Origin of the sequence: Empedobacter sp. UBA5987 (assembly GCF_002429865.1) — a bacterium.
Classification (GTDB): Bacteria; Bacteroidota; Bacteroidia; order Flavobacteriales; family Weeksellaceae; genus Empedobacter; species Empedobacter falsenii_B.
On record NZ_DJBB01000070.1, the window covers coordinates 39,951 to 66,030 of the forward strand.

The window sequence follows — 26,080 nt, forward strand, 5'->3', positions numbered from 1 at the left end:
TATATTGAGAATTATTTCTTTTCAGAATTTTTTCCTTTGTTTTTCACATATTTCTCTAACCATTGATCTTGTTCCCACAACATGTGAAGAATATTTTCTCTGGCTGCATATCCGTGAGATTCTTTTGGTAATAAAACCAAACGAGTTGTCGCTCCCAAACCTTTCAATGCATTGAAATAGCGCTCAGATTGCATCGGGAAAGTTCCTGTATTATTATCTGCTTCACCATGAATTAACAACAATGGTGTTTTCATTTTATCTGCATTTTGGAAAGGCGCCATTGTGTTGTAAACATCTGGAGCTTCCCAATAATTACGTTGTTCAGATTGAAATCCAAAAGGCGTCAATGTACGGTTATAAGCACCTGAACGTGCGATACCTGCCGCAAATAAATTAGAATGCGTTAATAAATTTGCTGTCATAAATGCGCCATAAGAATGTCCACCAACCGCAACTCTTTCACGATCGATAAAACCTAATTTATCCACCGCATCAATCGCAGCTTTTGCATTGGCAACCAATTGAGGAACGAACGTATCATTTGGCTCCTCTTTTCCTTCTCCAATAATTGGAAAAGCCGCATCATCTAAGACCGCATATCCTCTCAATGCCCAATAAATAGGACCTCCGTAAGAAGGAGAAGTAAATTTATTTTCAGAAGTTGTTACCTGACCAGCCGTAGATGCATCTTTGAACTCGCGAGGATAAGCCCACATTAACATTGGCAACTTTTCCTTTTTCGTTTTATCGTAATTTGGCGGCAAATATAAAGTTCCTGATAATTCTACACCATCAGCACGTTTGTACGTAATTAATTCTTTCGAAATTTTGTTCATTGCCTCAAAAGGATTTTTTGTAAACGTTACTTGTTTTGGCTTTCCTCCTTTCTGAAAAATATTACGAACATATAAATTTGGATAATCTGTTTTCGATTGAATCTGTTCTAAAATGATCCCTTTCTTCGGATCGATAACTCTAGCAATCGCTTCTAGTTTATCTGATTTCTGTGCTCTCCATAAACGAGAAGTTTTTTGCGTTTTGATATCAAAATCATCTACAAAAGGTAAGATTCCTTCCGCAGAAACTCCTTCTCCAACTAACATCAATTTTCCTTTGTTAATTGCTAAAACATTGTAACCATAATCATTCATTTCAGTTACAAAACTTCCAGGATTATTGTAAGCATCTTGCGAGTTTCTACTAAAAAAGCGTATCGGTTCTTGATTTGGATTTGACGGATTGAACAAATAACTACTTTCGTTACGTGTATTATACCAAGCATCTCTCACAATCGCAACCTCATCATTCCCCCAAGTCACTCCTCTATAGCGATCTTTTACTTTTACCAACAACTCTTTATTCGCTGTAAATGGCGCCGTTACTTGATAAAGCGCATCGCGATATTCCGCAGGCTTGTTTGCATCACCACCATCTAAAGCCTCAACCCAATATAAAGTATTTGGTTTATCTGCTCTCCAATTCAAACCTCTTTTTCCCATTATAGTAGAAGAAAATCCTTTCGGTACAACTTCTTGTAACTCTTTATGATCAACTTCTTTTACTAATTTTCCATTGATATCATACACAATATCAGTTGATGGAAAACTATTGTAGGTTACTAAATATGAAAAAGGTTTTTTGATTTCGTTCACCAAAACATATTGTCCATCTGGAGAAGTCGAAATATCCGTGTACATCGCAGCATCTTTCCATTTCGATTTTGCTCCTGTTTCGATATTAACTTTTACTAATTCAGAAATTGCTAATTGCTCGAAGTTAAACTCATCATTTTTATTTTGCAATAAATCTTGATAAGTTCTGTTTTGTGCTTCTTTTCCGTCAGCAACAGAAACTGTAGGTCCAGTCGCAATAGCATCTTTCGTATCAATCAATGCTTTTTTAGAAGCCGGAATTACATTCACAATTAATTCTGTATCTGAAATCCAATTGAAAGGACGACCTAAGTTTGCGTTTAATTTATCTTCATAAACTTTTGTTGCAGCTTGTGTTTTTACATCAATAATCCACAATTCTACACCTTTATTTGTTGTATTTGTAACGGCAAATTTTGATTGAGAAGTGTTCCAAGACTGATTAGAAAAACGACCTTTTGCAGGTAAACCAGCTATCGTTTTTTCTTTTGAAGTTTTCAGATCAAAATAAGTAATTTTCTCACTGAATGTTTCACGTGAATTGATATTTGTAACTGGATTAATTCGTAATCCTGCTAAACGTAATTCTTTTTCTGACAATTCATTAATCGTTTTATAACGACTTCTATAAGACAAAAATGCATTTTCTGCCTTGCGATCTGTACTAATTGAGGGTGGCATATCCGCATCTGCCAATTGTAAAATTTCTTGCGGAGGCAATTGATAAGTAACATTTTCTTGCGCTTTTACCGACGCACCAAAAGTCATCGCTATAAAAAGCAACGAGTAAACAATTTTCTTCATGTGTTTTTAAGATTTTACTTTATAAAGATATTGAATCTTTGGTAAAATGATATGATAGAAGTTAGTTTTGACCAAAATGTATAAAAAAAGACGAATAATATTCGTCTTTTCAATTTTATCTTCTTTTACCAAATTTCCCTCCTTTGGTATTTGTAGGTGGTTTACTTTTTCCTACTCTGGCTTGAGTTGTTGATTTTTTTACTGGCTTTTTAATTGATTTTCCTTTCGAATCTTTAAAATCTGGAGAAATTTCTTTTGTTTTTTTCGCTGATGATTTTTTTGATTTTGAAGCTGGTTTCTTTTCTTCGTGTTTTTCCGAATCTTTCGTCAAGCGATTGATTTCTGCTAATTCTTCTGCCGTTAAATCTCGATGTTGACCAATTCCTACATTCAACGTTAAATTCATAATCCGAACACGTTCTAATTTTTTTACACCATATCCAAAATATTCGCACATACGGCGAATCTGTCTATTCAAACCTTGGATTAATGTAATTTTGAAAACATTTGTACTTATTTTTTCGATCTTACATTTCTTCGTAACCTGATTAAGAATCGGAACACCTTTCGACATTCGTTCGCAAAATTCATCCGTAATTGGTTTATCAACGGTTACAATGTATTCTTTTTCGTGATTATTTCCAGCACGTAAAATCTTATTCACAATATCACCATCGCTTGTCAATAAAATCAATCCTTGCGAATCTTTATCTAAACGACCAATCGGAAAAATTCGTTCTCCAAACGAAAGAAAATCGATAATATTATCTGGATCTGTAGGATCTGTTGTACACGTAACGCCCACAGGTTTATTCAGCATAATATAAACCGCATGCTCCTTTTCGCGCGGTTCTATTTCGACACCTTTTACAGTCACCACATCATTTGGTCCTACAAATTGCCCAATTTTAGCAACTCGTCCATTAATTTGTACCAAACGATTTTCGATGTATTGATCTGCTTCACGACGCGAACAAAAACCACTATCGCTAATATATTTGTTTAAACGCAAAAAATTAGTTTCTTCCATACTTGCAAAGATAGTTTTTTATCGATTTGAAATATATTTTGACAAAATTCTTTATCATTCTGCAAAACGATGAAACTTATTTATCTTTACAAAACCAAAGATTTTGAGAAATGAAAAAAATATTTTTTTTGAAAACTTGCGATACGTGCAAACGTATTATGAAAGAGTTTGATTTTACAGGTTTTGATTTGCATGAAATAAAATCGACTGCGATAACAGCAGAAGAATTAGAAGAAATGAAGAATTTAGCTGGCAACTACGAAGCTCTATTTTCACGTCGTGCACAGAATTACAAAAAATTAGGATTGAAAGATCAACAGCTTTCTGAAGATGATATCAAAAATTATATTTTATCAGATTATACTTTCCTAAAACGTCCTGTCGTGGTAGATGGAGACAAAATTTTTATTGGAAACGAAAAGAAAAACTTAGAAGCCCTTGGGCAATATTTGAAATAGAAATCACACATGAAAAAAACAATTTTATTGAGTACACTTTTGATGAGCGCGAGTTTACTTGCTCAGAAAAAGAACATCACAATGGAGGATGCTGTACTTGGATTATCGACAAATTTACGTATCGAGAATCTAAATCAAGTACAATGGATTCCGAATCAAAATGCGTACACGCAAAATGTAAAAACATCATACGGAGAAGCTTTAATCAAGAAAGAAGTTCCATCTCTTAAAACGGATACAATTTTTAGAAGTTCTCAATTTGAGAATAAAAGAATTCCGTCTTTGAATTGGATCAATGATAAGCAAGCTTATTTTTCGACAAAAACAGGTTACAAAACAATTACAACTGCTGGTCAACAAGCCGATTGGTTGAAATTACCTGACAATGCAGAAAATGTAGAATTCGACGCGACGAATAATCAAGTTGGATATGTAATTGACAACAATTTATTTTTTGTTGATAAAGCTGGAAAAACACATCAAATTACCAAAGACGGAAAATATGAAATTGTGAATGGAAAATCGGTTCATCAAAATGAATTTGGGATTCACAAAGGAATTTTCATTTCTCCAAAAGGGAATTTAGTTGCATTTTATAGAATGGATCAAACAGCGGTTACAGATTATCCAATTATCGATTGGTCTGTACAACCTGCGGTGAACAAAAACATCAAATATCCATTTGCTGGAACAAAAAATCATACGGTTACGTTAGGTGTTTATAATCCAACCTCTCAAAAAACGACTTTCTTAGAAACTCACCCAGAAGTAGATCATTATTTAACTTCGGTTACGTGGTCGCCAGACGAAAAATATATTTATATCGCATTACTTTCTCGTAATCAAAAACACATGGAATTGAATCAATATGATGCTGTTTCAGGGAAATTGATTAAAACATTATTCAAAGAAGATGATGTAAAATATGTAGAACCTCAAAACGAATTGCATTTTATTCCAGGAAAAAATAACGAGTTTGTTTGGTGGTCGCAACGCGATGGTTTTATGCATTTGTACCGATTCAATACGGAAGGAAAATTATTGAACCAAATCACAAAAGGAGATTGGATTGTAACGGATCTTGTTGGAGAAAATGCGAAGAAAAAAGAATTCTTAATCATGACAACAAAAGATTCTCCGAAAGATCGTCATTTATATGCGGTGAATTGGGAGAATGGAAAATTGCGTAAAATAACAACTGATGCTGGAACGCACAATGTTTCGGTTTCAACGAACGGAGAATATGCAATTGATAATTGGAGTAATGATAACACGCCTCGTAAAATTGATGTATTGGATGCAAACGGAAAATTCAAACAAAATATCTTAACTGCTCAAAATCCTTTGGCAAATTACAATACAGCGAAAGTTGAAAATGTAACGTTAAAAGCAGATGATGGAACAGATTTGTATGGAAAATTAATCTATCCAACAAACTTTGATTCTTCGAAAAAATATCCCGTTATCGTTTATTTATACAATGGTCCTCACGCGCAATTAATCACAAATCGTTTTCCTGCAACAGGAAATCTTTGGTATGATCATTTAGCGGAAAAAGGTTATGTTGTGTTTACAATGGACGGACGCGGATCAGCTAATAGAGGTCTTAAATTTGAACAAGCGATTCACGGAAATGTAGCAACTACAGAAATGAATGACCAAATGAAAGGTGTCGATTTCTTGAAAACTTTACCTTTCGTAGATGCGGAACGTATGGGAATTCATGGTTGGTCTTATGGTGGATTTATGACAACATCATTCATGTTACGTAAACCTGACGTTTTCAAAGTTGGAGTTGCTGGTGGACCAGTTTTAGATTGGACGCAATACGAAATTATGTATACGGAACGTTACATGGAATCGCCACAAGATAATCCTGAAGGTTTCAAAAACACGAATTTAATTAACCGTGTAAAAGACTTAAAAGGTAAATTATTGATGATTCACGGAGCGCAAGATAATGTGGTTGTTTGGCAACATTCGATTGATTTTATTCGCGAAGCAGTGAAAAATGGTATGCAAATGGATTATTTTGTTTATCCTGGACATGAGCATAATGTTCGTGGAAAAGATCGCGTTCATTTGATGCAAAAAATTACAGATTACTTCGATTTATATCTTAAACCAGAAGGTACATCTCAAAAATAATAGTCAACAAAAAACCACTTCTTATGAAGTGGTTTTTTATATTTTATGATGTGATGCTAAAACGGGTTCAGTATGAAAATTTAGAACAAATTTACTTCTTTGTAAACTCAAACTTTTGTCCAGCTTCTTCTACAGAAAATGTCTTTTTATCTTTTGCAAAAGTCAACTCCAAACCGCCTTGTTCATTCACAAATTTACTATCACCTTGATAATCTAATGGAATAGTTTGTCCACCAAAAACTAATTTCAATTTATCGTTTTCAGCTTTCAACACAAATTCTGAATTAATTTGTTTATTCGTAAATGTACCTTCGTATTCTTTTGGATTAACCTTTTCAACAGGTTTTGCATCCGCCATATTGAATGTATTATTCTTCAAATCAATATCTGGTAAAGCTCCATTTGGATCCAATTTAATCATCGAAACTTCTTTTGTTGAAGGCACTTTGAATGTCCATTCTGTATTACGTTTCCAAACTTCAATCGGTAATTTAACTTCTTGAGAAGTCCCATCTTTAAAGTTCACTTGAACAGTAGTTGGCATTGGTAATTGTCCAAAATTTTCAACTTTCAAAATCAAGCCTTTTTTGTAATCTCCATCTACATATTTTGCACTGTTAATTCCTTGATCAATTGTCCATTTATTCAAAAACCAACCTCTCCAAAACCAAGATAATTCTTCTCCTGAAACATTTTCCATCGTGCGGAAAAAATCTTCTGGCGTTGGATGTTTATATGCCCAATATTTGATGTATTGGCGCAATGCTTTATCGAATTTTTCTTCACCCAAAATTGTTTCACGCAAAACTTTCATTCCTGCACCTGGCTTATAATACAACAATGCACCGATATTTCTTTCGCGCATATTATCTGGTTGAGTCGTTACAGGCTCAAGATTATCGCTGAATAAATAACCCGCCATTCGTTGTGCAGATTGCTTTTTGTAATATTCGCCATTGTTGAAATTCTTCGTCGAAATATCATTGATAAACGTATTAAAACCTTCGTCCATCCAACCATGAACACGCTCATTAGAACCAACAATCATCGGGAACCAAATATGTCCAAATTCGTGATCTGTAACGCCCCAAAGACCTTCACCTTTCGAAGTCATATGACAAAAAACAATCCCAGGATATTCCATTCCACCCTCATTTCCTGCCACATTTGTCGCCGCTGGATAAGGATACTCTAACCATTGTTTCGAGTAATGCTCAATAGAAGCTTTTGTATATTCTGTCGATCTTCCCCAAGCATCATTTCCGTCACTTTCTACTGGATAAGCCGAAATTGCCAACGATTTTTGACCACTTGAAAGATTAATTTTTGCTGCATCTAAGATGAACGAAGATGATGAAGCCCAAGCAAAATCACGTGTATTCTGAATTTTAAATTTCCACGTTTTTGTTCCTTTTGCAACTTTTGTCGCTTTGTTTACCTCATCAGCAGAACGAATAATAACGGTTTTATCACTCGCTTTTGCTTTGTTCCAACGATTCACTTCTTCTTTCGAGTAGACTTCGTTTTCATTCAATAATTCTCCTGAACCAACCACATAATGCGTAGACGGAACTGTAATATTTGCTGTTACATCTCCATATTCCAGATAAAATTCTCCTGGTCCTAAGTATGGTAATGTATTCCATCCCATGATGTCATCGTAAACCGCCATGCGAGGAAACCATTGCGCCATCGTAAAAATCTTTCCATTTTTAGTTGGTTCTACACCCATTCTATCGGCTCCATAATCTGGTGAAACAAATGAATATTCGATTTTTATTTTTGTTTTTCCTCCACGAGCTTTCAAATGATTAATCAAATCAATTTGCATGCGTGTATCCGAAACAGTGTATTTCGCTTCTTTTCCGTCTATTTGAACAGATTTAATTTTATAACCTCCTTCAAATTCAGAAGTTGAATCACCATAACGGCTTCCAGAAATCGGTAATAAAGCACTTCCTCGAGATTCTTTTTTGAATAAATTTTGATCCAATTGTAACCACAAAAAGTCTAAATCATCAAAACTATTGTTGGTATATGTAATTTCAGATGTTCCCGAAATTTCATTTTTTTCTTCATTCAAACTAACATTCAGATTATAATCTGCACGATTTTGCCAATAATTATGACCTGGTTTTCCACTCGCCGAACGAGTTTCTGTTGCATTATTCTGATAAAAAAATGGTTTGAAAGCTTCTTGATAATCGTATTTTGGTTTTTCTTGTTGACCAAAAACCGAAATCGAGAATAAACTTATTCCTAAAAGTAAGGGTTTGAAATAATTTTTCTTCATGTGTGAAATTTTACAGTAATTATAAAATTACCTCATATTTTTCAATACGAGGTAATTTCAACTTTATAATTATTCTAAAATTTTAGTTTGAAGCTTTTTAAATTCTTCTGGTGTTAATTTTTAGGTTGATTATAAGGTAAAGCAAGTAATAAATTTCAGTTTTTTCATTCTAATATTTTGATTAGATGAAATTAACATATTTGTACGCAATAAAAAAACTCATCTAAAAAAGATGAGTTTTCTATATTTTATTAATTTTTCTGAAAATTATTTCTTGTTTGCATAAAGAACTGGATTCAAATCCTCGTCATTATACATTTTCATTTGTTTATACACTTTCATGTATTTTTTACCTGCTTCAAAATCAGCCAACAATTCTTCAATCGCTGTTGATAAATCTTGATGTTGTTGATTCAAAACATCTAATTTCACTTGACAAGCTGCTTTATGCTCCGGTGTTGCATCCTCACGTTCTACCTCTTGTTTCATGTGATAAACCTTAAGCGATAAAATAGAAAAACGGTCTACAGCCCACGCAGGAGATTCTGTATTGTAAGTTGCATCTGCTTTCACTTCTACATTCGCATATTGTTGTAAAAACCAGCTATCCACATATTCTACCATATCTGTACGTTCTTGGTTTGATTTATCAATCCAACGTTTTAAGCTTAATGCTTCTACTGGATCAATTTGTGGATCACGAATAATATCTTCTAAATGCCATTGAACTGTATCAATCCAATTTTTTTTATACAATAAATGAGCGATTAAATCTTCTTCGCTATATGGATTTTCGATTTGACGATTTACATCATCATATTTGTGATAATCATTGATACTTTGATTAAAAATAGACCAAGCTTTATCTGTGAATTTCATGTTTTGTTTTAGTTTATAAAATAAAAGCATTGTAATTGTATACGCAACTACAATGCTCTATTATCTAATTAAAAATATATTTTAATTTTCTTTTTTGTCAGAAGTACTTTCTGTAGCTTCTGATTTGTTATCATCTTTTGTTGCTTTCTTGAATTCGTTTAATCCAGAACCTAATCCTTTCATTAATTCAGGAATTTTCTTTCCTCCGAATAATAATAACACAACAAGTACGATTACGATCCATTCTTTACCTCCTAATCCCATACTGAATTGATTTTAATGCAAATATATAATTAATTTATTACATTCCCGCTACCCAAGAAGCAGGATTTTGTTTTGTTGTTCCGCTCCAAACTTGGAAATTCATGATTGTTTCTCCATCTCCACTTGTATAGATAATTCCTAAAGACTGACCACGTTTTACATCATCACCTTTCGAAACACTTACACTTGATAAGTTTGTATAAACTGAATAATACGAACCATGTCTTACCAATACAGACTTACCATTTCCAGATACACTCATTACAGCTTGAACAGTTCCTTCGTAAACAGCACGTGCATGTGCTCCACGATAAGTTGAAATATCAACACCACTATTTTGCGTTGTAATATTAGATAAAACTGGGTGAGAATTAGCTCCAAATCTACTTACAACCGTTCCTTTATCAACAGGCCAAGGTAGACGACCTTTGTTTGATGAGAATTCTCCCGAAATACCTTCAGAATCTGGACGTTCTGCAAAAGTCTCAGCTGGTTTTACTGCATCTACTTTTACAACACGTTCTTTTTCTGGCACTTTTACAACAACTTTCTGCTCAGCTTCTATCTTCGCTTTACGCTCAGCTTCAGCTTTAGCTGCTGCAATTTTACGAGCATCTTCTTCTTTTTGAGCTTTCAAACGAGCTTCCTCTTCTGCTTTACGTTGTGCAATGATACGTTGACGTTCTGCTTCAGCTTCGCGTTCTAATTGTTCAAATTTAGCAACTTCTGTTTTTGCTGTAGATACGAAACTTCCTGTTGGATGATGATTTAAATAAGATTGATACGCTTGTTTTGTATGCGCTGAACGTGCAATATTCCATGCTTTGGCATCATTCTCAATTCTTAAAATAGCTGTACGAGCTGATTTCGCATAATCTCCTTTTGGGTTATCTCTTAAATACTCATTATAAGATGCAATTGTATTTCCTCGTTTAGCTTCGTTCCAATCTTTTAAATCTTTTTCTGCACGAATCTTTGCTTGTCGAATCTCTTCTTCAATAATTGCTTTAATCTGTGCATCAATTTGACGTTGTTGTGCTTCTTTTGCATTAATTTCAGCAGCAATAACACCTTCGTTTTTACGGAATTCTTCGACCGCTTTCTCTTTTGTTAATCGTTCTTTTTCAAGATTTTGACTAAACAAAGTTTGCTGAGAAAGTACTTTTTCTTTTTCGTCTTTCGCTTTTTCTTTTTTTGCTTTTTTCGTCTGAATATCAGTTTGTTTACCGATAATTTCATTTGCTTGTCCTAATTGAAAAGCCGAATATTTTTCTAAATATTTGATACGACGATATGCTTCTCCCAAACTTTTAGAAGAAAGCACAAAAAGTAATTTATTTTCAACAGATTTGTTCTTATATGCTCGAACCAAAACCTGTTTGTAGTCTTTTTTTAGCTCAACCAACTCGCGCGAAAGTTTATTAATCTCTAATTGAGTTAAATAAATTTCGTCCTCGATAAAGCGTTTTTCTTTCGATAAGTTGTTAACTAATTTTGTTTGTACCTGAATTTTTTTCGTCAAATTCTGCACAAAATCAACATTTAACTTCGAATTTTGCTTATTAACCTCGAGTTGTTTGTTTAAGTTTATAATCTCTTTTTTAAGCTGAGCATTCTGTTTTTGTAAGTTCGCTTTATTGTACGGAACCTGCGCAAACACTGATAATGACAACGTTAAAAGTACAGTTGATAAAACAAACTTCATTATTTTATTTCTTTTTTCTTATACCCATCTGGAATTGAGAACGGTGTGTTCGTTTCCTGAAACGTAAAACTATTATATTCCAAGTCTATTTGACGCGTTTTTTTCTCTTTTATAATAATTTTAACATTTTTCGGAAATTCCTCTGCTCCAGCTTTTACCCAATTGTCGTAAGCCAAATCAACTTCCATTTTTCGTTTTGGATCTTTCAGATGTGCTTCTTTCAATCGGAAACCATTGTCAAAAACATATGTTTGTATGTATTCGCCTTCTTTTGGAGAAATAGAAATTGCTTGATTTTTATTATATGTAATCGTATATTGATTATCTGTAAAAGTAGCTGTATAATCTGTAGGATTTAGATCAACGAAAACTTTTCCTAACATCAAATTTTGTAATTTTTGATAATCGACAAAATCAACTTTCAATAATTTATTTGCAATAGAAAAATCTCCTTCATAATATGTTCCACCTAACTTTTCAAAAGCTGAAAAACCATCAGGCGTAATCAATGCGCGAGCACCTGTAAATCCAAATTTTGTTGCATTAACCCATATCTTTTGCCCATTTTTCACAGCAATTGTAGCGTTTGCATCTCCAGAAATCTCTTCTAAATCTGCTGTTACTTTTGCCTTAATCGTCAAATCTTTGAATGATGATTTTTTTGACAAGGTTTGCTGAATAATTTTTGAAGAAGCCGAAACAACTTCTGTATTATCTTTATCTACTTTTGCTGCTTTCTGAGTGTTACAAGCTGTTGCAAGAACCCCTAAACAAAAGATATACGTTAATTTTTTAATCATAATTTTTATGCTTTGTGTGATTTGAAATCCAATTCTGAATAATCTCCTAAACTGATACTTCGCGAAACATCATAATATTTGGCATTATTTCCGATCATAGTATCTGTAAGATTTGCATTACTGATGATTGAATTTTCTTGAATCAAACTGTTATCAATATTCGAGTTTTCAACAACCGTTCCATTTCCTAATGAAACAAAAGGTCCGATTTTCGAATTTTTAATCACGACATTTTCTCCAATAAAACATGGTTCAATAATTAATGAATTGTCAATTTTTGCAGAAGACGAAATCGTTTTGAAATCTTCTTTGTCCAAATTCAACACACGTGTATTAGTATCAACTGTAACCGCTTTGTTACCACAATCCATCCATTCGTCCACTTTTCCAAGCGTAAATTTATCACCCGCAGCACGCATATTTTCTAATGCATCTGTCAATTGATATTCTCCACCTTTTTGAATATCATTTTCCAATAAATATTCAATTTCTTTATATAGCTTTTGCCCATCACGGAAAAAGTAAATCCCAATAATTGCCAAATCAGAAACAAATTCTTTTGGTTTTTCAACGAAATCTGTAATAACATTATTATCATCCAATTTCACTACACCAAAAGCCGAAGGATTATCAACTTGTTTTACCCAAACAACGCCATCCGACTCCATATCTAATTTGAAATCTGCACGGAATAATGTGTCTGCATACGCCACAACTGTTGGTCCATCCAAAGCTTCTTTTGCCATCCAAATAGAATGTGCTGTTCCAAGCGGCTCCAATTGATGACAAATTGTTCCTTTTGCTCCTAATTTTTCTGCAATTGCAATTAAATCAGCTTCAACCTCAGCTCCAAAATCACCAATCACAAAAGCAATTTCGTCAATTTTTTCTGAACAAACTTTTGCAATATCTTCTACCAAACGATGGACGATTGGTTTTCCAGCAATTGGAATTAATGGTTTTGGTGTTGTTAATGTATGAGGGCGTAAACGTGAACCACGTCCTGCCATTGGGATAATAATTTTCATTTTATTTCTAAAAATATTTTTTGTTAGATTGATATTTTATTATTGGATTAATTCTTTTTTAGATTCTTCGACAGGCTCAGAATAACAAAAAATATTATTTATTGTTTTCCTGTACTTCCGAAACCTCCAGCTCCGCGTTCAGTTTCATTTAAAGCGTTTGATTCTTCCCACTCAACCGTTTCATGTTTTGCGATTACTAATTGTGCAATTCGCTCACCATCGTTGATTGTAACTGCTTCGTTTGAAACATTCGCTAAAATAACACCAATTTCTCCACGATAATCTGCGTCGATTGTACCAGGAGAATTCAAACAAGTTAAACCATATTTTAATGCCATTCCACTACGAGGACGAACTTGTGCTTCGTAACCTGCTGGTAGTTCAATGCTCAATCCTGTTGGAATTAATCTTCTTTCCAAAGGTTTTAATTCGATTGGTGCATCAATGTTAGCTGTTAAGTCCATTCCAGCCGATAAAGCTGTTTTATATTCTGGTAAAGCGTGTTTCGAGATGTTGATAACTTTTACTTTCATCTTTATTTTCTTAGTTTTTTAAGTGTGTTTTTTTCCGCAAACGCAATAAACGCAATGTACACGATAAGAATCAGATTACCAATAATCAAATTAGAATCGAGCATATAGTAGTTTGTACATGCTAGAGCAATTGCAATTCCCATGTAAAGTAGAATTTTATTCACCTTATATGGAATTGGATAAACTTTCTGCCCCCAAATGTACGAAATCACCATCATTACACCATACGCTAATAAAGTTGTCCAAGCAGAAACCATAAAACCATATTTTGGCAATAAAAAAACATTCAAAATAATAGTGATTGCACCACCAACCAATGAAATTATAGTTCCGATACTTGTTCTATCTGTAACTTTGTACCAAGTTGAAAGGTTGTAATAAATTCCGAAAAATAAATTCGCAATTAAAATAATTGGTACAATATCTAAAGCATTCCAATACGTTGAATTTGGAACAAATATTTTCTTAATCCAATCTATATTTGCTAAAATTCCAAGAATCACAATATTACAAATGATACTGAAAAAGAACAGAATATTCGCATACGTCTGTTTTGCATCTCCTTTTTTAGCAACTTTAAAGAAAAATGGTTCTATTCCCATTCGAAAAGCCGTTACGAAAAGCGTCATCAATGTTGCTAATTTGTAACAAGCGCCATAAGAACCCGCTGCTGCAGGATCTATTAATTGTCGTTGAACTAATTTATCGAAATTTTCATTCAAGATATATCCTAAACCAGCAATCATAATCGGATAACCGTACAAAAACATTTGCTTGAAAAGTGGTTGATCAAATTTGAATTGAACATGACGTACAACGCCTATTAACAATACAAAACCTAAAATACTCGCTAATAAATTCGCAATAAACGGATAGGAAATTGCATTATCAAAACCAAGACTTAGCATAAAATCTTTGGAAACATAATACAACAAACCAATTGTCAAAACTGCTTGAAAAACATTCTGAATGACACGAATTGCGGTATATAATATTGGTCGATTTTTAAAACGTAGAACCGCAAAAGGAATCACACAAATTGCATCAAAAAACGCAATCCACGCAAACCACAACAAGTATTCGGGATGATCGCTATAATTTGCAAAATCTGCCAAAGGTTGTAAAAAAAGAAAAACCAAAACGAGCATCGCAGTAGAACTTATCACCATAAACCAAAAAGCTGTATTCAACACTTTTTGATACATTCCTTTTTCGGTTGCATAGCGGAAAAAGGCTGTTTCGAAACCAAATGTTAAAATGACATTCAGGAAAGAAACCGCAGAATATAATTGAGAAAACATTGCAAAATCTGAATTATCAACTTGCTTGATAATAAAAAAATTCAATGCTAAAATAATTACCCTCGGCAATATAGAGCCAATACCATAGATAATGGTCTCACTAAAAAGCTTTTTATACAAAGTCGTTAAAATTTTTACAAAATTGAGTTTCTTTTCGTAAAATTCAAAATACCTAAGCTACAAATTAATTAACTTTGTCTGTTCAATACATATATTATGATAGAGTTATCTAATCGTAAAGTTGGATTAATAGGAAATGGAAGCTGGGCAACTGCGATTGCAAAAATGCTGAATAAAAACCTTGAAACTTTCAACTGGTGGGTAAAAGATGAATACGTAAAAGGATATTTGGAGCGAAATAGACACAATCCAAATTATTTAACTGATGTCGAATTTAAGTCAGAAAAGCTTAAAATTTCAACGGATATCAACGAAGTTGTCATGAATTCGGATATCATCTTTTTGGTTGTGCCATCTATTTACGTTGCCGATTGTTTGAGTAAATTAACTGTTCCGTTGACAGATAAATTTGTTGTGACATCAATCAAAGGAATTATTCCAGATTATTATCAATTGGTTGGGCAATATTTGTTCGATAAATTCGATGTAAAAGAAGAACAATTAGGAATTGTAAGCGGTCCTTGTCACGCTGAGGAAGTTGCTTTGGAGCGTCTTTCATATTTGACAATTGCGGCGCAAGACGAAGCTAAAGCACAAATTGTTGCGGATTGTTTGGCATGTGATTTTATCAAAACGAAACTTTCAAACGATATTTACGGAACTGAATTTGGCGCGGTATTGAAAAATATTTACGCGATTGCAGCAGGTATAGCGCATGGTTTGGGTTATGGAGATAATTTCCAAGCAGTTTTGATGAGTAACGCAATTCGAGAAATGAATCATATCTTGAAAACAGCAAGTCCAATGAAACGTAAAATTAACGATTCGGCTTATTTAGGCGATTTGTTGGTGACAGGATATTCATTCTTTTCACGAAATCGTATGTTCGGAAATATGATAGGAAAAGGTTATACTGTAAAATCTGCTATTTTGGAGATGAATATGGTTGCCGAAGGTTACTATGCGACAAAAGGTGTGGCGATTATGAATGAGCAATATCAAATAAAAGCGCCAATTATCAATGCTGTTCATAAGATTTTATACGAAGATAAAAATCCGAAGAAAACTTTCGAAAAGTTGTCTAAAAAATTAGATTAAGATGATTAAACAAGATTTTATTTCAAAATATATTCAAGAATTAAACAAAACATTGGCTCGAATTATTTCGTTAGAAGTCGGAAATGCTGATGAAGGTTTTTTGATTATTTTCAATCAAATGTTACAATCGTATTACAAAATTGATGACAATAATTTGTCTACTTTATTGGAAGCAAACGAAGAACGCGATCAGTTTTTGTTGGCAGATGAATTGAAAAAGAAAAATATTTTGACGTTTATGAAAGCGATTCGTATTTATATAAATCGAGAAGATGCTGTAAAAGCAAAAGCATCTTACGAAGTCTTGAAACGCATTGAAAGCATCAATTCTGGAATTTTTCAATTTCCGACAGAAGAAGATCATTTGATTGCACAAGAACGAAAAGTTGTAGAAGAAAAAATGAGTAATTTGTAATAAAATCAAACTTTATAAAATTTCAAAAAAGCTGTTAGAAAACTAACAGCTTTTTTTTGTATCTTAACACAACCTAAATCAATCTATTATGGATAACATTCTCTCATTACTATCATCATTACTTTGTTGTTTTTTACCATTTGCCTTAATTTTTGGAATAACTTTTTGGTCAAGTAAATCACGCGAAAAGAAACAAAATGCTTTGTTAACACAAGTTCCTCCAAATGTAGAATTTAAAGCAGTTTTGCGTTATAACTTTGGAAATCTACAATCAAAATTCTTAAAAATGAAAGCGTTTCAAGGAAGTGGTGTTTTATATGTTTTGGACGACAAAACACATTATATCACCACAAATAATCCGAATGATAATTTTATTTTCGATCTGAAAACTTCACAAATCAATTGGATTGGTGTTAATCTTACAAATGGTTTGTTGGAATGGTTTCAATTGAAAAATGGAGAAAAAGATTATTATTTCAATGTCGAAACTGGCATGTTTATTTTTAATATAAATTCTAAAAAAAATGAACACAACACAAGTTTTTAATTACTTAAAAGAATCGCAGAAAAAATATCAATAATGCTAAAAACACTTCACAACGAAGTGGTTTTTCTATTTAATCAGAAAATCATCAACTCAAAACTTAATGATTTATTTTCCAATTTGTCCGTATCTTTGCGCAAACACAACAAAACAATGCAAATTTTAGACGGTATTAAACTGGCAAAAGAGATCAAACAAGAGATCAAGGAGCTGGTGCAGAATTACAAGGACCAAGGAGTTCGTGTACCACATTTGGGTGCAATTTTAGTAGGAAGTAATGGTGCTTCTCAGACCTATGTTGACAATAAAATCAAGGATTGTCATTTTGTAGGTTTCGAGTCATCAGAATTACGTTTGCCTGATACAATTTCTCAAGAAGATTTGATTGCTGAAATTGAAAAATGGAACAATGATGATACATTGGACGGGTTTATCGTGCAATTGCCATTACCAAAACACATCGATCAAGAAGCGGTTATCAATGCAATTGATCCTAAAAAAGATGTAGATGGTTTTCATCCGATGAATTTTGGGAAAATGGCGTTAGAAATGGAAACATTTTTACCTGCTACACCTTACGGAATTATGGAAATGTTAGAGCGTTATAACATTGATACAGCTGGTAAACATACAGTTGTGATTGGTCGTTCTCGCATCGTTGGTCGCCCAATGAGTATTTTGATGAGTAAAAACGGAAATCCTGGAAACAGTACAGTTACATTAACTCATTCGAAAACTCAAAATTTAGAACAATTTACAAAAGAAGCTGATATTGTGATCACTGCATTAGGTGTTCCAGGTTTCTTAAAAGCTGATATGGTAAAAGATGGAGCGGTTATCGTTGACGTAGGAATTACACGCGTTGATGACGAAACTAATCCACGAGGATTTAGATTAGCTGGTGATGTAGATTTTGATAATGTAAAAGAAAAAGCATCATGGATAACGCCAGTTCCAGGAGGAGTTGGACCTATGACACGCGCTATGTTATTAAAAAACACATTGTTGGCATACAACAACAAAAAATAAAATTATGATACACATTGCATCAACAACTGCAGAAGAACAACAATTGATACAAGAAGGGAAATTATTGCCTGTTATGGAGCATTTTTACACAATTCAAGGTGAAGGAATGTACACAGGTGTGGCTTCTTATTTTATTCGATTAGGAGGTTGTGATGTAGGTTGCCATTGGTGCGATGTAAAAGATAGTTGGGATGCTGAAAAGCATCCCTTAACTAATGTTGATGAATTGGTGGATTTGGCAACTTCTCAAGCCAAAACAATCATTATTACAGGAGGAGAACCTTTGATGTGGGATTTGACTTATTTGACAAAAAAACTACACGAAAAAGGTGCAAGAATCCATATTGAAACTTCGGGTGCTTATCCGTTGAGTGGAGAAATTGATTGGGTTTGTCTTTCTCCTAAAAAATTAATGTTGCCGTTAGACGAAGTTTGCGAAGCTGCAAATGAATTGAAATGTATTGTGTTCAATAATCACGATTTTCAGTTTGCTGAAGAACAAGCTGCTCGTGTTGGAAAAGATTGTACACTTTTCTTACAAACAGAATGGAGCAAACGCGACAAAAATCTTCCATTGATTGTGGAATATGTAAAAGAAAATCCGAAATGGCGTTATTCTTTACAAACACACAAATATTTGGATATTCCTTAGATATTTATCTGTTTAAAATCAGTTCTATTTAGACTGAGTAAACTTTTTTAAGTTACTGGATTTCATTATTTTTATATCAAACAAAAAATTGAAATAATGAAAAAAATAGTTTTGATGAGTTTCGCGGCAATTTTGATGATGAGCTGCGGAGGTTCTAAGAAAGATGAAACAACTCAACCAGAAATAGATTATAGTACAGCTCCATCAGAAGATGCTGAAACTTCTACAGCTACGCCTGCTACAAACAATCATATTGTTTTGAAAGCGAGTGATGATATGCGCTACGATAAAACTGAATTTACAGTAAAAGCTGGTGAAGAAGTAACTTTAATCTTAATGAATGCTGGTGAAATGTCAAAAGAAGCAATGGGACATAATTTTATTTTGTTAAAACCAGGTTCTGATGCTTCTGCTTTTGCAAATACAGCGGCTTCTGCTAAGGCGACAGATTATATTCCGACAGAATTACAATCAGAAATTATTGCGCACACAAAATTGTTAGGTGGTAAAGAAAATGATCAAATCAAATTTACCTTAGAAGAAGGTACTTATGATTTTTTATGCTCTTTCCCAGGACATTTTGCAACAATGAATGGAAAAATAAAAGCGGTTAAATAAATTAAATATTTAATATGTCAAATATAATATTGGCACAAATATTGAATTATATTAATCGTATAAGATTTAGTAGAGTAAATTTTGTCCTCATGTGTTAATTTTAAGCCTGTTTCTTAACAGGCTTTTTTATTTTACAAAAATTTATTGTTCAAATATTTAACACTTATTCCAAATATTTTCATTCTATAATTTCATAACTTGTTAGTCACAATCAAAAAAATACTTTATTATGGGAAAGAATGTAGCACATCAAATTGTAGAATTACTAGAAAAAGCGAATATAAAACGTGTTTATGCAGTAACTGGTGATAGTCTCAATTTTTTTAATATTGCAGTTAAACAAAGTGACAAAATTGATTGGGTTCATGTAAGACATGAAGAAGCTGGAGCAATAGCTGCTACTGCCGAATCAGAATTGAATGGGATTGGATGTTGCGCTGGAAGCTCTGGTCCTGGTCATGTACATTTGATCAATGGAGTTTATGAAGCGCATAAATCAAGAACTCCTTTAGTTGTAATTGCCTCTACTCTGCCTACAATAGAATTTGGTACAGATTATTTTCAGGAAACGAATACTATTAAACTTTTTGATGATTGTAGTTGTTATAATCAAATTATTACTCGAGCAGAACAAGTTCCTAGAATGGTACAAACAGCTATACAACATGCTATTTCAAAAAAAGATGTTGCAATTATTGGACTTCCAGGAGATATTGCAGAAATGGAAGCCGTTGAAAGTAATTATACCTCGAATTTCTATTTCAATCAACCTATTATTACTCCAAATAAAACTGAATTAAGAGAAGCTGCTTCTATTATAAATGATGCAAATAATATTACCTTATTCTGTGGAATTGGCGCATCTCAAGCAAATGAAGAAGTTATAAAACTTTCTCGTCATTTGCATGCTCCAGTTGGATATTCGTTCAAAGGGAAAATGAGTATTCAACCCAATAATCCAAATGAAATAGGAATGACAGGATTACTTGGTCAACCATCTGCTTATCATGCTATGCACAAAGCTGATTTAATTATTTTGATTGGTACCGATTTTCCTTATAAAGATTTTATTCCAACAGATAAAAAAATCATTCAAATTGATTCAGATGGCTCTAAACTTGGACGAAGAGCTAAAATTGATTTAGGATTAGTCGGAAATGCAAAAGAAACAATTAACGAATTAATTGAGTTATTAGAACCTAAGCAAGACAGAGATTTTTTGGATAGTCAATTAGAAATGTATAAGAAAGTTCTTGAAAGCAAAATGACATTTGTTCATGAAAAAGGAAAAGAAAATGCCATTCAACCCGAATATGCAGCTTATTTATTAGATGAGTTAGCTACAAAAGATGCCATTTTTACAGTTGATACAGGAATGTGTTGTGTGTGGGGAGCACGTTATATAACGGGTACGGGAGAGCGAAAAATGTTAGGATCTTTCAATCATGGCTCTATGGCAAATGCAATGCCTCAAGCGATTGGTGCACAAATGGCATATCCTGATAGACAAATTATTGCTATGTGTGGTGATGGTGGAATTTCGATGTTATTAGGAGATTTAGCAACCATCAAACAATATAATCTACCTGTTAAACTTATTATTTTTAATAATAGAACATTAGGAATGGTTAAATTGGAAATGGAAGTTGCTGGTTTACCTGACAATGAAACAGATATGGAAAATCCTGACTTTACTTTGATTGGAAAAGCAATGGGAATAGAAAGCGAATCGGTTAAAAATCCCGATGATTTACCTGATGCAATCGGAAGAGCTTTTGCTCATAATGGACCGTATTTATTAAATGTATTTACAAATCCAAACGCTTTAGCAATGCCTCCAAAAGTAGATCTTGATCAAATGATTGGAATGACAAAATCTATGGCAAAACTAATGTTAGGTGGAAAAATGGATGAGGTAATGGAAACTATTAAATCCAATTATAAACATTTAAAAGATTTATAATGAATCAATCATCATCTATCACACAATCAAGTAAAAAACTTTTCATCATTGCATGGGTTTTAGGCTTAATCTTCTATTTCATTGATTACGCAACTCGTTCTGCACCTTCATTAATGATCACAGATTTGGCTCAGAATTACAACATTTCTAAAGAAAATTTAGTTTCTCTTATTGGAACATATTATTACACTTATTCGATATTCGCTTTAATTGCTGGAATATGTTTAGACAAATTTGGTGCAAGATATTCGATGTTTGCAGGGTGTTTTATACTCGGAATAGGATGTATTTTATTTATCGCTTCCTCCCAATTTGCTGGAACAACAGGCAGATTATTACAAGGAGCGGGTAGCGCATTTGCTTTTCCTGGTTGTGTCTATTTAGCAACCAAAGGATTCTCATCAAAATCTTTAGCAACAGCAATAGGCTTCTCTCAATGTATAGGAATGCTTGGTGGAGCGGCAGGACAATTTGTGGTTGCGCCATTATTAGAAAATGGTTTTGGATATAAAACATTTTGGATAATTGCTGGAGTTTTATGTATAATTCCAGCTGTAGCAATGCTGTTCATAACTCCAAAATCGTCTGAAGAAGAGATCGAAAAAAGTAAACAAACCTCTTTTATTGAACCTTTCAAAATTATTTTCAGCAATCCAAATTCGTGGTTAACTGGTATTATTTCTGGATTATTATTTATACCGACAACGATTTTTGCCATGACTTGGGCTGTTCCTTTTTTCAAATTAGACTTAGGTTTTGATGCTCACACTGCTGCTATGACTGCTGCTATGGCGTCACTAGGCTGGGTAGTTGGATGTCCATTAATGGGTTATATAACGGATAAAATAGGAAAAAGAAAACCTGTTATTCTTTTTGGTTGTATCGGAATGATCTTGATGTTTTTACAACTCATTTATCTTCCAGATTTAATTCCAATAAAAGTTACATTTTTCATTTTTGGGCTTTTCTCTGGAGTCGCAATGATTCCATATTCGGTTATCAAAGAAGCTAATCCAGATTATGTAAAAGGCTCTGCAACTGGAGTTCAAAACTTTTTGACGTTTGGTGTAACTTCTCTAGTTAATCCTGTTTTTGCTAAATTATATGGAAACGAAATTGTAAATGTTACAGATAAAACTGGACATTATCATCAAGCAATTTGGTTTTGGATCATCGGAATATTTATTGCCATTATTCTAACCTTATTTTTAAAAGAAACTGGTCACAAAAATTCATAAAAAAATCCGCTCATTGAGCGGATTTTTTAGTAATTATATTGATAAATTATTTTCTCCAATATTTATAAGCATTGATTAATCCATTTGTAGAAGCATCATGAGAAGTAACTTGCTCATCATTTTCTAACTCTGGTAAAATCACATTTGCTAATTGTTTTCCTAACTCTACTCCCCATTGATCAAAAGAGAAAATATTCCAAATAACTCCTTGCACAAAAATTTTGTGTTCGTACATCGCAATTAAATTTCCTAAAACTTTTGGAGTCAACACTTCATATAAAATTGAGTTTGTAGGACGATTTCCTTCAAAAATTTTGAAAGCAGTTAAGAAATCAATTTCTTCCTTCGATTTCCCTGCTTTTTCTAATTCAGCAATAACCGTTTCTTCATCTTTTCCAAATGCTAAAGCTTCTGTTTGAGCAAAAAAGTTTGATAATAATTTTGCATGATGGTCGCCTAAAACATTCAACGAATTAGCTCCTGCAATAAAATCGGCTGGAATTAATTTTGTTCCTTGATGGATTAATTGATAAAAAGCATGCTGACCATTTGTTCCTGGTTCTCCCCAAATAATTGGTCCCGTTTCATAATCCACTTTTTTCCCATCTCGACCAACATATTTACCATTCGATTCCATATCACCTTGCTGAAAATATGCTGCAAATCGCGATAAATATTGTTCATAAGGTAACAAAGCAACCGAATCTGCACCAAAGAAGTTGTTGTACCAAATTCCTAAAAGCGCCAAAACTACTGGTATATTTTGATCTAAAGTTTCTGTTTTGAAATGCACATCCATTTCATGTGCTCCCTCTAACAATTCTTCGAAATTTTCGAAACCTACTGCCAAAGCAATGCTCAAACCAATCGCACTCCACAATGAATAACGACCACCAACCCAATCCCAAAATTGAAACATGTTTGCCGTATCAATTCCGAAATTAGCAACACCTTCTGCATTTGTCGATAATGCCACAAAATGTTTCGCAACATCAGCTTCATTTGCGTTAGAATTCAAAAACCATTCTTTCGCAGAAAAAGCATTTGTCATCGTTTCTTGCGTTGTAAATGTTTTTGAAGCAACAATAAATAAGGTTGTTTCAGGATTTATTTCTTTAAAAGTTTCTGCTAAATGCGTTCCATCAATATTCGAAACAAAATGAATATTTAAACGAGTTTTATAATGTTTCAACGCTTCTGTCACCATCACAGGTCCAAGATCCGAACCACCAATTCCGATGTTGACAACATCTGTAATTTCTTTCCCTGAAAAACCTTTCCATTCACCCGAAATTACTTTTTCCGAAAAAGATTTCATCTGATCTAACACCTCATTAATTTGAGGCATTACATCTTTTCCATCAACCAAAACCTCTTCATTAGAGCGATTGCGCAAAGCTGTATGCAGAACAGCTCTTTTTTCTGTCACGTTGATTACATCTCCTTCAAACATTTGCTGAATTGCAGTATCAACATCCATTTCTTTCGCTAAATCAACCAAAAGTTGAATCGTTTCTGCATTAATTCTATTTTTCGAATAATCTACTAATAATGAGGGATATTGAATCGAAAATTCTTCAAAACGATTTGCATTTTGAGCAAATAGTTCTTTGATTGATGTATGCTGAATCGTTTGAAAATGTTTCTCTAACGCATTCCAAGCCTTTGTAGTTGTTGGATTGATTGTATTTAAAGCCATAATATTTTTAGTATTCTTTCCTTAACAAATTTAATCATTTCAAATTCATCTCAAAATCAATATTGTCTCGATAACGTTGTAGCAGAAAAATTTTAAGAAATAATTATCAATCTAGTCATGTAACCTTTTTAAAAACAATTCGTCTTATAACCAAAACAATAAAATATGCGCAACTATTTTTTTATATTAATCGTAACAATTTGTACAATTCTTCAAGCTCAAATTAAATTAAAAGGAAGTGTAAAAGACAGCAATAATTTGCCAATTGCATACTGTTCGATTGGAATAAAAAATTCAGAAGTTGGAACAATCACAGATGAAAATGGTCAATTTTCTATCGAAATTCCAGAAAATCAATCTAAAAGTCACTTAATTTTTGATGCATCAGGTTATGATGAAATTTCAAAATCTATAGAAGAAATCCAACAAAATTCTGTTATTATTTTAAATGAAAAATCAATTTCATTGACAGAAGTTACACTTAAAACAGAAAAAATGAAAGAGAAAATTATTGGTCAAAAAACTCGTCCAATGCTTACTTTTTCTAAAATGTTTGATGAAAATGTACCAACAATTGAACAAGGAAATATTTTTGAAATTTACCCAAATACAAAACTAAACGCATTCAATTTTCATATTATTCCAAGTTCTAAATACGGAGAAATTACCTTAAAAGTTAATATTTATGCTGTTAAAAATGATTTGCCAACAGAATCGCTTTTAGACGAAAATATTATTTATAAAACATCTACAACTGGATGGCAAAAAATTGATTTAGCACCTTATAAATTTCGATACAAAAATGTTGATAAAATCGCTGTTACACTACAATTAGTTGATTATAAAAAACTTGCTCAAGAAGATTTTATTTTTGGTGTTTCTGCCAAGAAATCTTTAGGAAAAGACTTGTTGTTTAGATATCAAAGTCAAGGTAATTGGGAAGCTTCTCCAGGCGTTTTTATCGCTAACTTAGAAGTTTTATATTCAAAAGATAAATTGACTATAAATGAGGAAAAGCCTGAGGAAATTGATACAAAAACAAAAGAATTAATTTCATATTATCAACATAAAGAGAGTGCTAAAAAGTCGATATATGGAAAAAATAAGTCAGGAAAATATATTGATATAAATGATGCGAAGATTTATTATGAAGAATATGGACAAGGCGAGCCTTTGATATTTCTACATGGAAATAATGGAAGTATAGAAGATTTTTATCAACAAATTCCATTTTTTGCCAAGCATTATCGAGTAATTGCTCTTGATACACGCGGACAAGGGAGAAGTACCGATTTGACAAATACACCTTACACTTATGAAGAGTTTGCAAACGATTTACTTCAAGTGATACAAAAACTTAATCTAAAGAAAGTCAATCTTGTTGGTTGGAGTGATGGTGGAAATACAGCTTTAATTTTCAATGCTCAATATTCTGAAATAATTAATAAAATTGTAACAATTGGTGCTGTTCTTAACCCAAATGGAGTAAGCGAAGAACTAATTGGGAGTTTGAAAAATTTAGCAAATAAACCTTCAGAAAACACGAATTCACGCTTAATCGAATTGATGTTAAATGAACCAAATATTACAAAATCTGAACTAAATAAAATTCAAAATCCTGTATTGGTTATTGCTGGTGAAAAAGATGAAGTAAAAGAGAGTTATACGAAAGAAATTCAACAAAATATTTCAAAAGCGGAGTTATTGATTATTCCAAATTCAACGCATTATGTTCCTTTTGAACAGCCAAAAATATTAAATGAAGCTATTTTGAAGTTTTTGAAAAAATAGGAACATAAGTTTAGTTTT

Annotated in this window: 22 protein-coding genes; 11 read left to right on the plus strand and 11 right to left on the minus strand. The window is 32.9% G+C overall.

Annotation, left to right across the window (positions count from 1 at the left end; genetic code table 11):
* Nucleotides 1-11: 11 nt before the first annotated feature.
* Nucleotides 12-2,456, minus strand: a complete 2,445-nt coding sequence (locus tag B3J26_RS12280) for an alpha/beta hydrolase family protein (RefSeq protein WP_291074712.1) — start codon at nt 2,454-2,456, stop codon at nt 12-14.
* A 115-nt stretch (nt 2,457-2,571) separates the two neighbouring features.
* Complete coding sequence (rluF, locus tag B3J26_RS12285; protein ID WP_038334704.1) at nt 2,572-3,486, minus strand: 23S rRNA pseudouridine(2604) synthase RluF; 915 nt, start codon at nt 3,484-3,486, stop codon at nt 2,572-2,574.
* 110 nt (nt 3,487-3,596) lie between these two features.
* Between rluF and B3J26_RS12290 the strand changes: the two genes are divergently transcribed.
* Together B3J26_RS12290 and B3J26_RS12295 are read left to right on the plus strand one after the other, a co-directional pair.
* A complete protein-coding gene (locus B3J26_RS12290; protein ID WP_038334703.1) occupies nt 3,597-3,944 on the plus strand; it encodes an arsenate reductase family protein in 348 nt (115 codons plus the stop codon).
* A 9-nt stretch (nt 3,945-3,953) separates the two neighbouring features.
* Complete coding sequence (locus tag B3J26_RS12295; RefSeq protein ID WP_291074713.1) at nt 3,954-6,092, plus strand: S9 family peptidase; 2,139 nt, start codon at nt 3,954-3,956, stop codon at nt 6,090-6,092.
* Between the two features lie 91 nt (nt 6,093-6,183).
* Here B3J26_RS12295 and B3J26_RS12300 read toward each other — a convergent pair whose 3' ends face one another.
* The 8 genes from B3J26_RS12300 to B3J26_RS12335 form a co-directional block, all read right to left on the minus strand.
* Entirely contained in the window at nt 6,184-8,385 is a 2,202-nt protein-coding gene (locus B3J26_RS12300) for a M1 family metallopeptidase (protein ID WP_291074714.1), read from the minus strand.
* Nucleotides 8,386-8,652: 267 nt separating this feature from the next.
* Nucleotides 8,653-9,264 carry a DUF4254 domain-containing protein gene (locus B3J26_RS12305; RefSeq protein WP_114998393.1) on the minus strand — a complete coding sequence of 204 codons (612 nt, stop codon included), beginning with the start codon at nt 9,262-9,264 and terminating at the stop codon, nt 8,653-8,655.
* Nucleotides 9,265-9,345: 81 nt separating this feature from the next.
* Nucleotides 9,346-9,528, minus strand: a complete 183-nt coding sequence (gene tatA, locus B3J26_RS12310; RefSeq protein ID WP_038336575.1) for a twin-arginine translocase TatA/TatE family subunit — start codon at nt 9,526-9,528, stop codon at nt 9,346-9,348.
* A gap of 37 nt (nt 9,529-9,565) precedes the next feature.
* Complete coding sequence (locus tag B3J26_RS12315) at nt 9,566-11,233, minus strand: murein hydrolase activator EnvC family protein (RefSeq protein ID WP_221627893.1); 1,668 nt, start codon at nt 11,231-11,233, stop codon at nt 9,566-9,568.
* Complete coding sequence (locus B3J26_RS12320; RefSeq protein ID WP_291074715.1) at nt 11,233-12,033, minus strand: DUF4292 domain-containing protein; 801 nt, start codon at nt 12,031-12,033, stop codon at nt 11,233-11,235. Before B3J26_RS12320 ends, B3J26_RS12315 begins: the two co-directional genes overlap by 1 nt.
* Nucleotides 12,034-12,038: 5 nt before the next feature.
* On the minus strand, nt 12,039-13,061 hold the full coding sequence (locus tag B3J26_RS12325) for a sugar phosphate nucleotidyltransferase (RefSeq protein WP_291074716.1): 1,023 nt from the start codon (nt 13,059-13,061) through the stop codon (nt 12,039-12,041).
* Nucleotides 13,062-13,159: 98 nt separating this feature from the next.
* Nucleotides 13,160-13,594: a dUTP diphosphatase gene (gene dut, locus B3J26_RS12330; protein ID WP_038336568.1), complete on the minus strand. Its 435-nt coding sequence runs from the start codon at nt 13,592-13,594 to the stop codon at nt 13,160-13,162.
* 2 nt (nt 13,595-13,596) lie between these two features.
* Nucleotides 13,597-15,015, minus strand: coding sequence for a lipopolysaccharide biosynthesis protein (locus tag B3J26_RS12335; protein ID WP_291074717.1), 1,419 nt, complete (start codon nt 15,013-15,015; stop codon nt 13,597-13,599).
* Between the two features lie 96 nt (nt 15,016-15,111).
* On the opposite strand from B3J26_RS12335, the gene B3J26_RS12340 reads away from it, so the two are divergent.
* The 8 genes from B3J26_RS12340 (at nt 15,112) to B3J26_RS12375 (ending at nt 22,572) form a co-directional block, all read left to right on the plus strand.
* The gene (locus tag B3J26_RS12340; protein WP_291074718.1) at nt 15,112-16,113 is read left to right on the plus strand and encodes an NAD(P)H-dependent glycerol-3-phosphate dehydrogenase; all 1,002 of its coding nucleotides are present in this window, start codon (nt 15,112-15,114) and stop codon (nt 16,111-16,113) included.
* A 1-nt stretch (nt 16,114) separates the two neighbouring features.
* Complete coding sequence (locus B3J26_RS12345) at nt 16,115-16,528, plus strand: hypothetical protein (protein ID WP_291074719.1); 414 nt, start codon at nt 16,115-16,117, stop codon at nt 16,526-16,528.
* Between the two features lie 88 nt (nt 16,529-16,616).
* The gene (locus B3J26_RS12350) at nt 16,617-17,075 is read left to right on the plus strand and encodes a hypothetical protein (protein WP_291074720.1); all 459 of its coding nucleotides are present in this window, start codon (nt 16,617-16,619) and stop codon (nt 17,073-17,075) included.
* A gap of 150 nt (nt 17,076-17,225) precedes the next feature.
* Nucleotides 17,226-18,101: a bifunctional 5,10-methylenetetrahydrofolate dehydrogenase/5,10-methenyltetrahydrofolate cyclohydrolase gene (locus B3J26_RS12355; protein ID WP_038336522.1), complete on the plus strand. Its 876-nt coding sequence runs from the start codon at nt 17,226-17,228 to the stop codon at nt 18,099-18,101.
* A gap of 4 nt (nt 18,102-18,105) precedes the next feature.
* Nucleotides 18,106-18,753, plus strand: a complete 648-nt coding sequence (locus tag B3J26_RS12360; protein WP_052217917.1) for a 7-carboxy-7-deazaguanine synthase QueE — start codon at nt 18,106-18,108, stop codon at nt 18,751-18,753.
* Between the two features lie 96 nt (nt 18,754-18,849).
* The gene (locus B3J26_RS12365; protein WP_114998433.1) at nt 18,850-19,371 is read left to right on the plus strand and encodes a plastocyanin/azurin family copper-binding protein; all 522 of its coding nucleotides are present in this window, start codon (nt 18,850-18,852) and stop codon (nt 19,369-19,371) included.
* 229 nt (nt 19,372-19,600) lie between these two features.
* A complete protein-coding gene (locus tag B3J26_RS12370) occupies nt 19,601-21,334 on the plus strand; it encodes a thiamine pyrophosphate-dependent enzyme (RefSeq protein WP_280045875.1) in 1,734 nt (577 codons plus the stop codon).
* A complete protein-coding gene (locus B3J26_RS12375; RefSeq protein ID WP_280045876.1) occupies nt 21,334-22,572 on the plus strand; it encodes an MFS transporter in 1,239 nt (412 codons plus the stop codon). Before B3J26_RS12370 ends, B3J26_RS12375 begins: the two co-directional genes overlap by 1 nt.
* Nucleotides 22,573-22,618: 46 nt before the next feature.
* Here the strand turns inward: B3J26_RS12375 and pgi are convergent, their stop codons facing one another.
* The gene (pgi, locus tag B3J26_RS12380) at nt 22,619-24,271 is read right to left on the minus strand and encodes a glucose-6-phosphate isomerase (RefSeq protein WP_280045877.1); all 1,653 of its coding nucleotides are present in this window, start codon (nt 24,269-24,271) and stop codon (nt 22,619-22,621) included.
* A gap of 165 nt (nt 24,272-24,436) precedes the next feature.
* Between pgi and B3J26_RS12385 the strand changes: the two genes are divergently transcribed.
* The gene (locus B3J26_RS12385; RefSeq protein ID WP_280045878.1) at nt 24,437-26,062 is read left to right on the plus strand and encodes an alpha/beta fold hydrolase; all 1,626 of its coding nucleotides are present in this window, start codon (nt 24,437-24,439) and stop codon (nt 26,060-26,062) included.
* Nucleotides 26,063-26,080: the final 18 nt, after the last annotated feature.

Bases quoted from the DNA above. Each gene is read 5' to 3' on its own strand.
- B3J26_RS12290 (WP_038334703.1), top strand. From the start codon at position 3,597: ATGAAAAAAATATTTTTTTTGAAAACTTGCGATACGTGCAAACGTATT.
- dut (WP_038336568.1), bottom strand. From the start codon at position 13,594: ATGAAAGTAAAAGTTATCAACATCTCGAAACACGCTTTACCAGAATAT.
- B3J26_RS12280 (WP_291074712.1), bottom strand. From the start codon at position 2,456: ATGAAGAAAATTGTTTACTCGTTGCTTTTTATAGCGATGACTTTTGGT.
- B3J26_RS12375 (WP_280045876.1), top strand. From the start codon at position 21,334: ATGAATCAATCATCATCTATCACACAATCAAGTAAAAAACTTTTCATC.
- B3J26_RS12360 (WP_052217917.1), top strand. From the start codon at position 18,106: ATGATACACATTGCATCAACAACTGCAGAAGAACAACAATTGATACAA.
- B3J26_RS12365 (WP_114998433.1), top strand. From the start codon at position 18,850: ATGAAAAAAATAGTTTTGATGAGTTTCGCGGCAATTTTGATGATGAGC.
- B3J26_RS12355 (WP_038336522.1), top strand. From the start codon at position 17,226: ATGCAAATTTTAGACGGTATTAAACTGGCAAAAGAGATCAAACAAGAG.
- pgi (WP_280045877.1), bottom strand. From the start codon at position 24,271: ATGGCTTTAAATACAATCAATCCAACAACTACAAAGGCTTGGAATGCG.
- B3J26_RS12295 (WP_291074713.1), top strand. From the start codon at position 3,954: ATGAAAAAAACAATTTTATTGAGTACACTTTTGATGAGCGCGAGTTTA.
- B3J26_RS12340 (WP_291074718.1), top strand. From the start codon at position 15,112: ATGATAGAGTTATCTAATCGTAAAGTTGGATTAATAGGAAATGGAAGC.
- B3J26_RS12320 (WP_291074715.1), bottom strand. From the start codon at position 12,033: ATGATTAAAAAATTAACGTATATCTTTTGTTTAGGGGTTCTTGCAACA.
- B3J26_RS12315 (WP_221627893.1), bottom strand. From the start codon at position 11,233: ATGAAGTTTGTTTTATCAACTGTACTTTTAACGTTGTCATTATCAGTG.
- B3J26_RS12300 (WP_291074714.1), bottom strand. From the start codon at position 8,385: ATGAAGAAAAATTATTTCAAACCCTTACTTTTAGGAATAAGTTTATTC.
- B3J26_RS12370 (WP_280045875.1), top strand. From the start codon at position 19,601: ATGGGAAAGAATGTAGCACATCAAATTGTAGAATTACTAGAAAAAGCG.
- B3J26_RS12385 (WP_280045878.1), top strand. From the start codon at position 24,437: ATGCGCAACTATTTTTTTATATTAATCGTAACAATTTGTACAATTCTT.
- B3J26_RS12345 (WP_291074719.1), top strand. From the start codon at position 16,115: ATGATTAAACAAGATTTTATTTCAAAATATATTCAAGAATTAAACAAA.
- tatA (WP_038336575.1), bottom strand. From the start codon at position 9,528: ATGGGATTAGGAGGTAAAGAATGGATCGTAATCGTACTTGTTGTGTTA.
- B3J26_RS12305 (WP_114998393.1), bottom strand. From the start codon at position 9,264: ATGAAATTCACAGATAAAGCTTGGTCTATTTTTAATCAAAGTATCAAT.
- B3J26_RS12350 (WP_291074720.1), top strand. From the start codon at position 16,617: ATGGATAACATTCTCTCATTACTATCATCATTACTTTGTTGTTTTTTA.
- B3J26_RS12325 (WP_291074716.1), bottom strand. From the start codon at position 13,061: ATGAAAATTATTATCCCAATGGCAGGACGTGGTTCACGTTTACGCCCT.
- rluF (WP_038334704.1), bottom strand. From the start codon at position 3,486: ATGGAAGAAACTAATTTTTTGCGTTTAAACAAATATATTAGCGATAGT.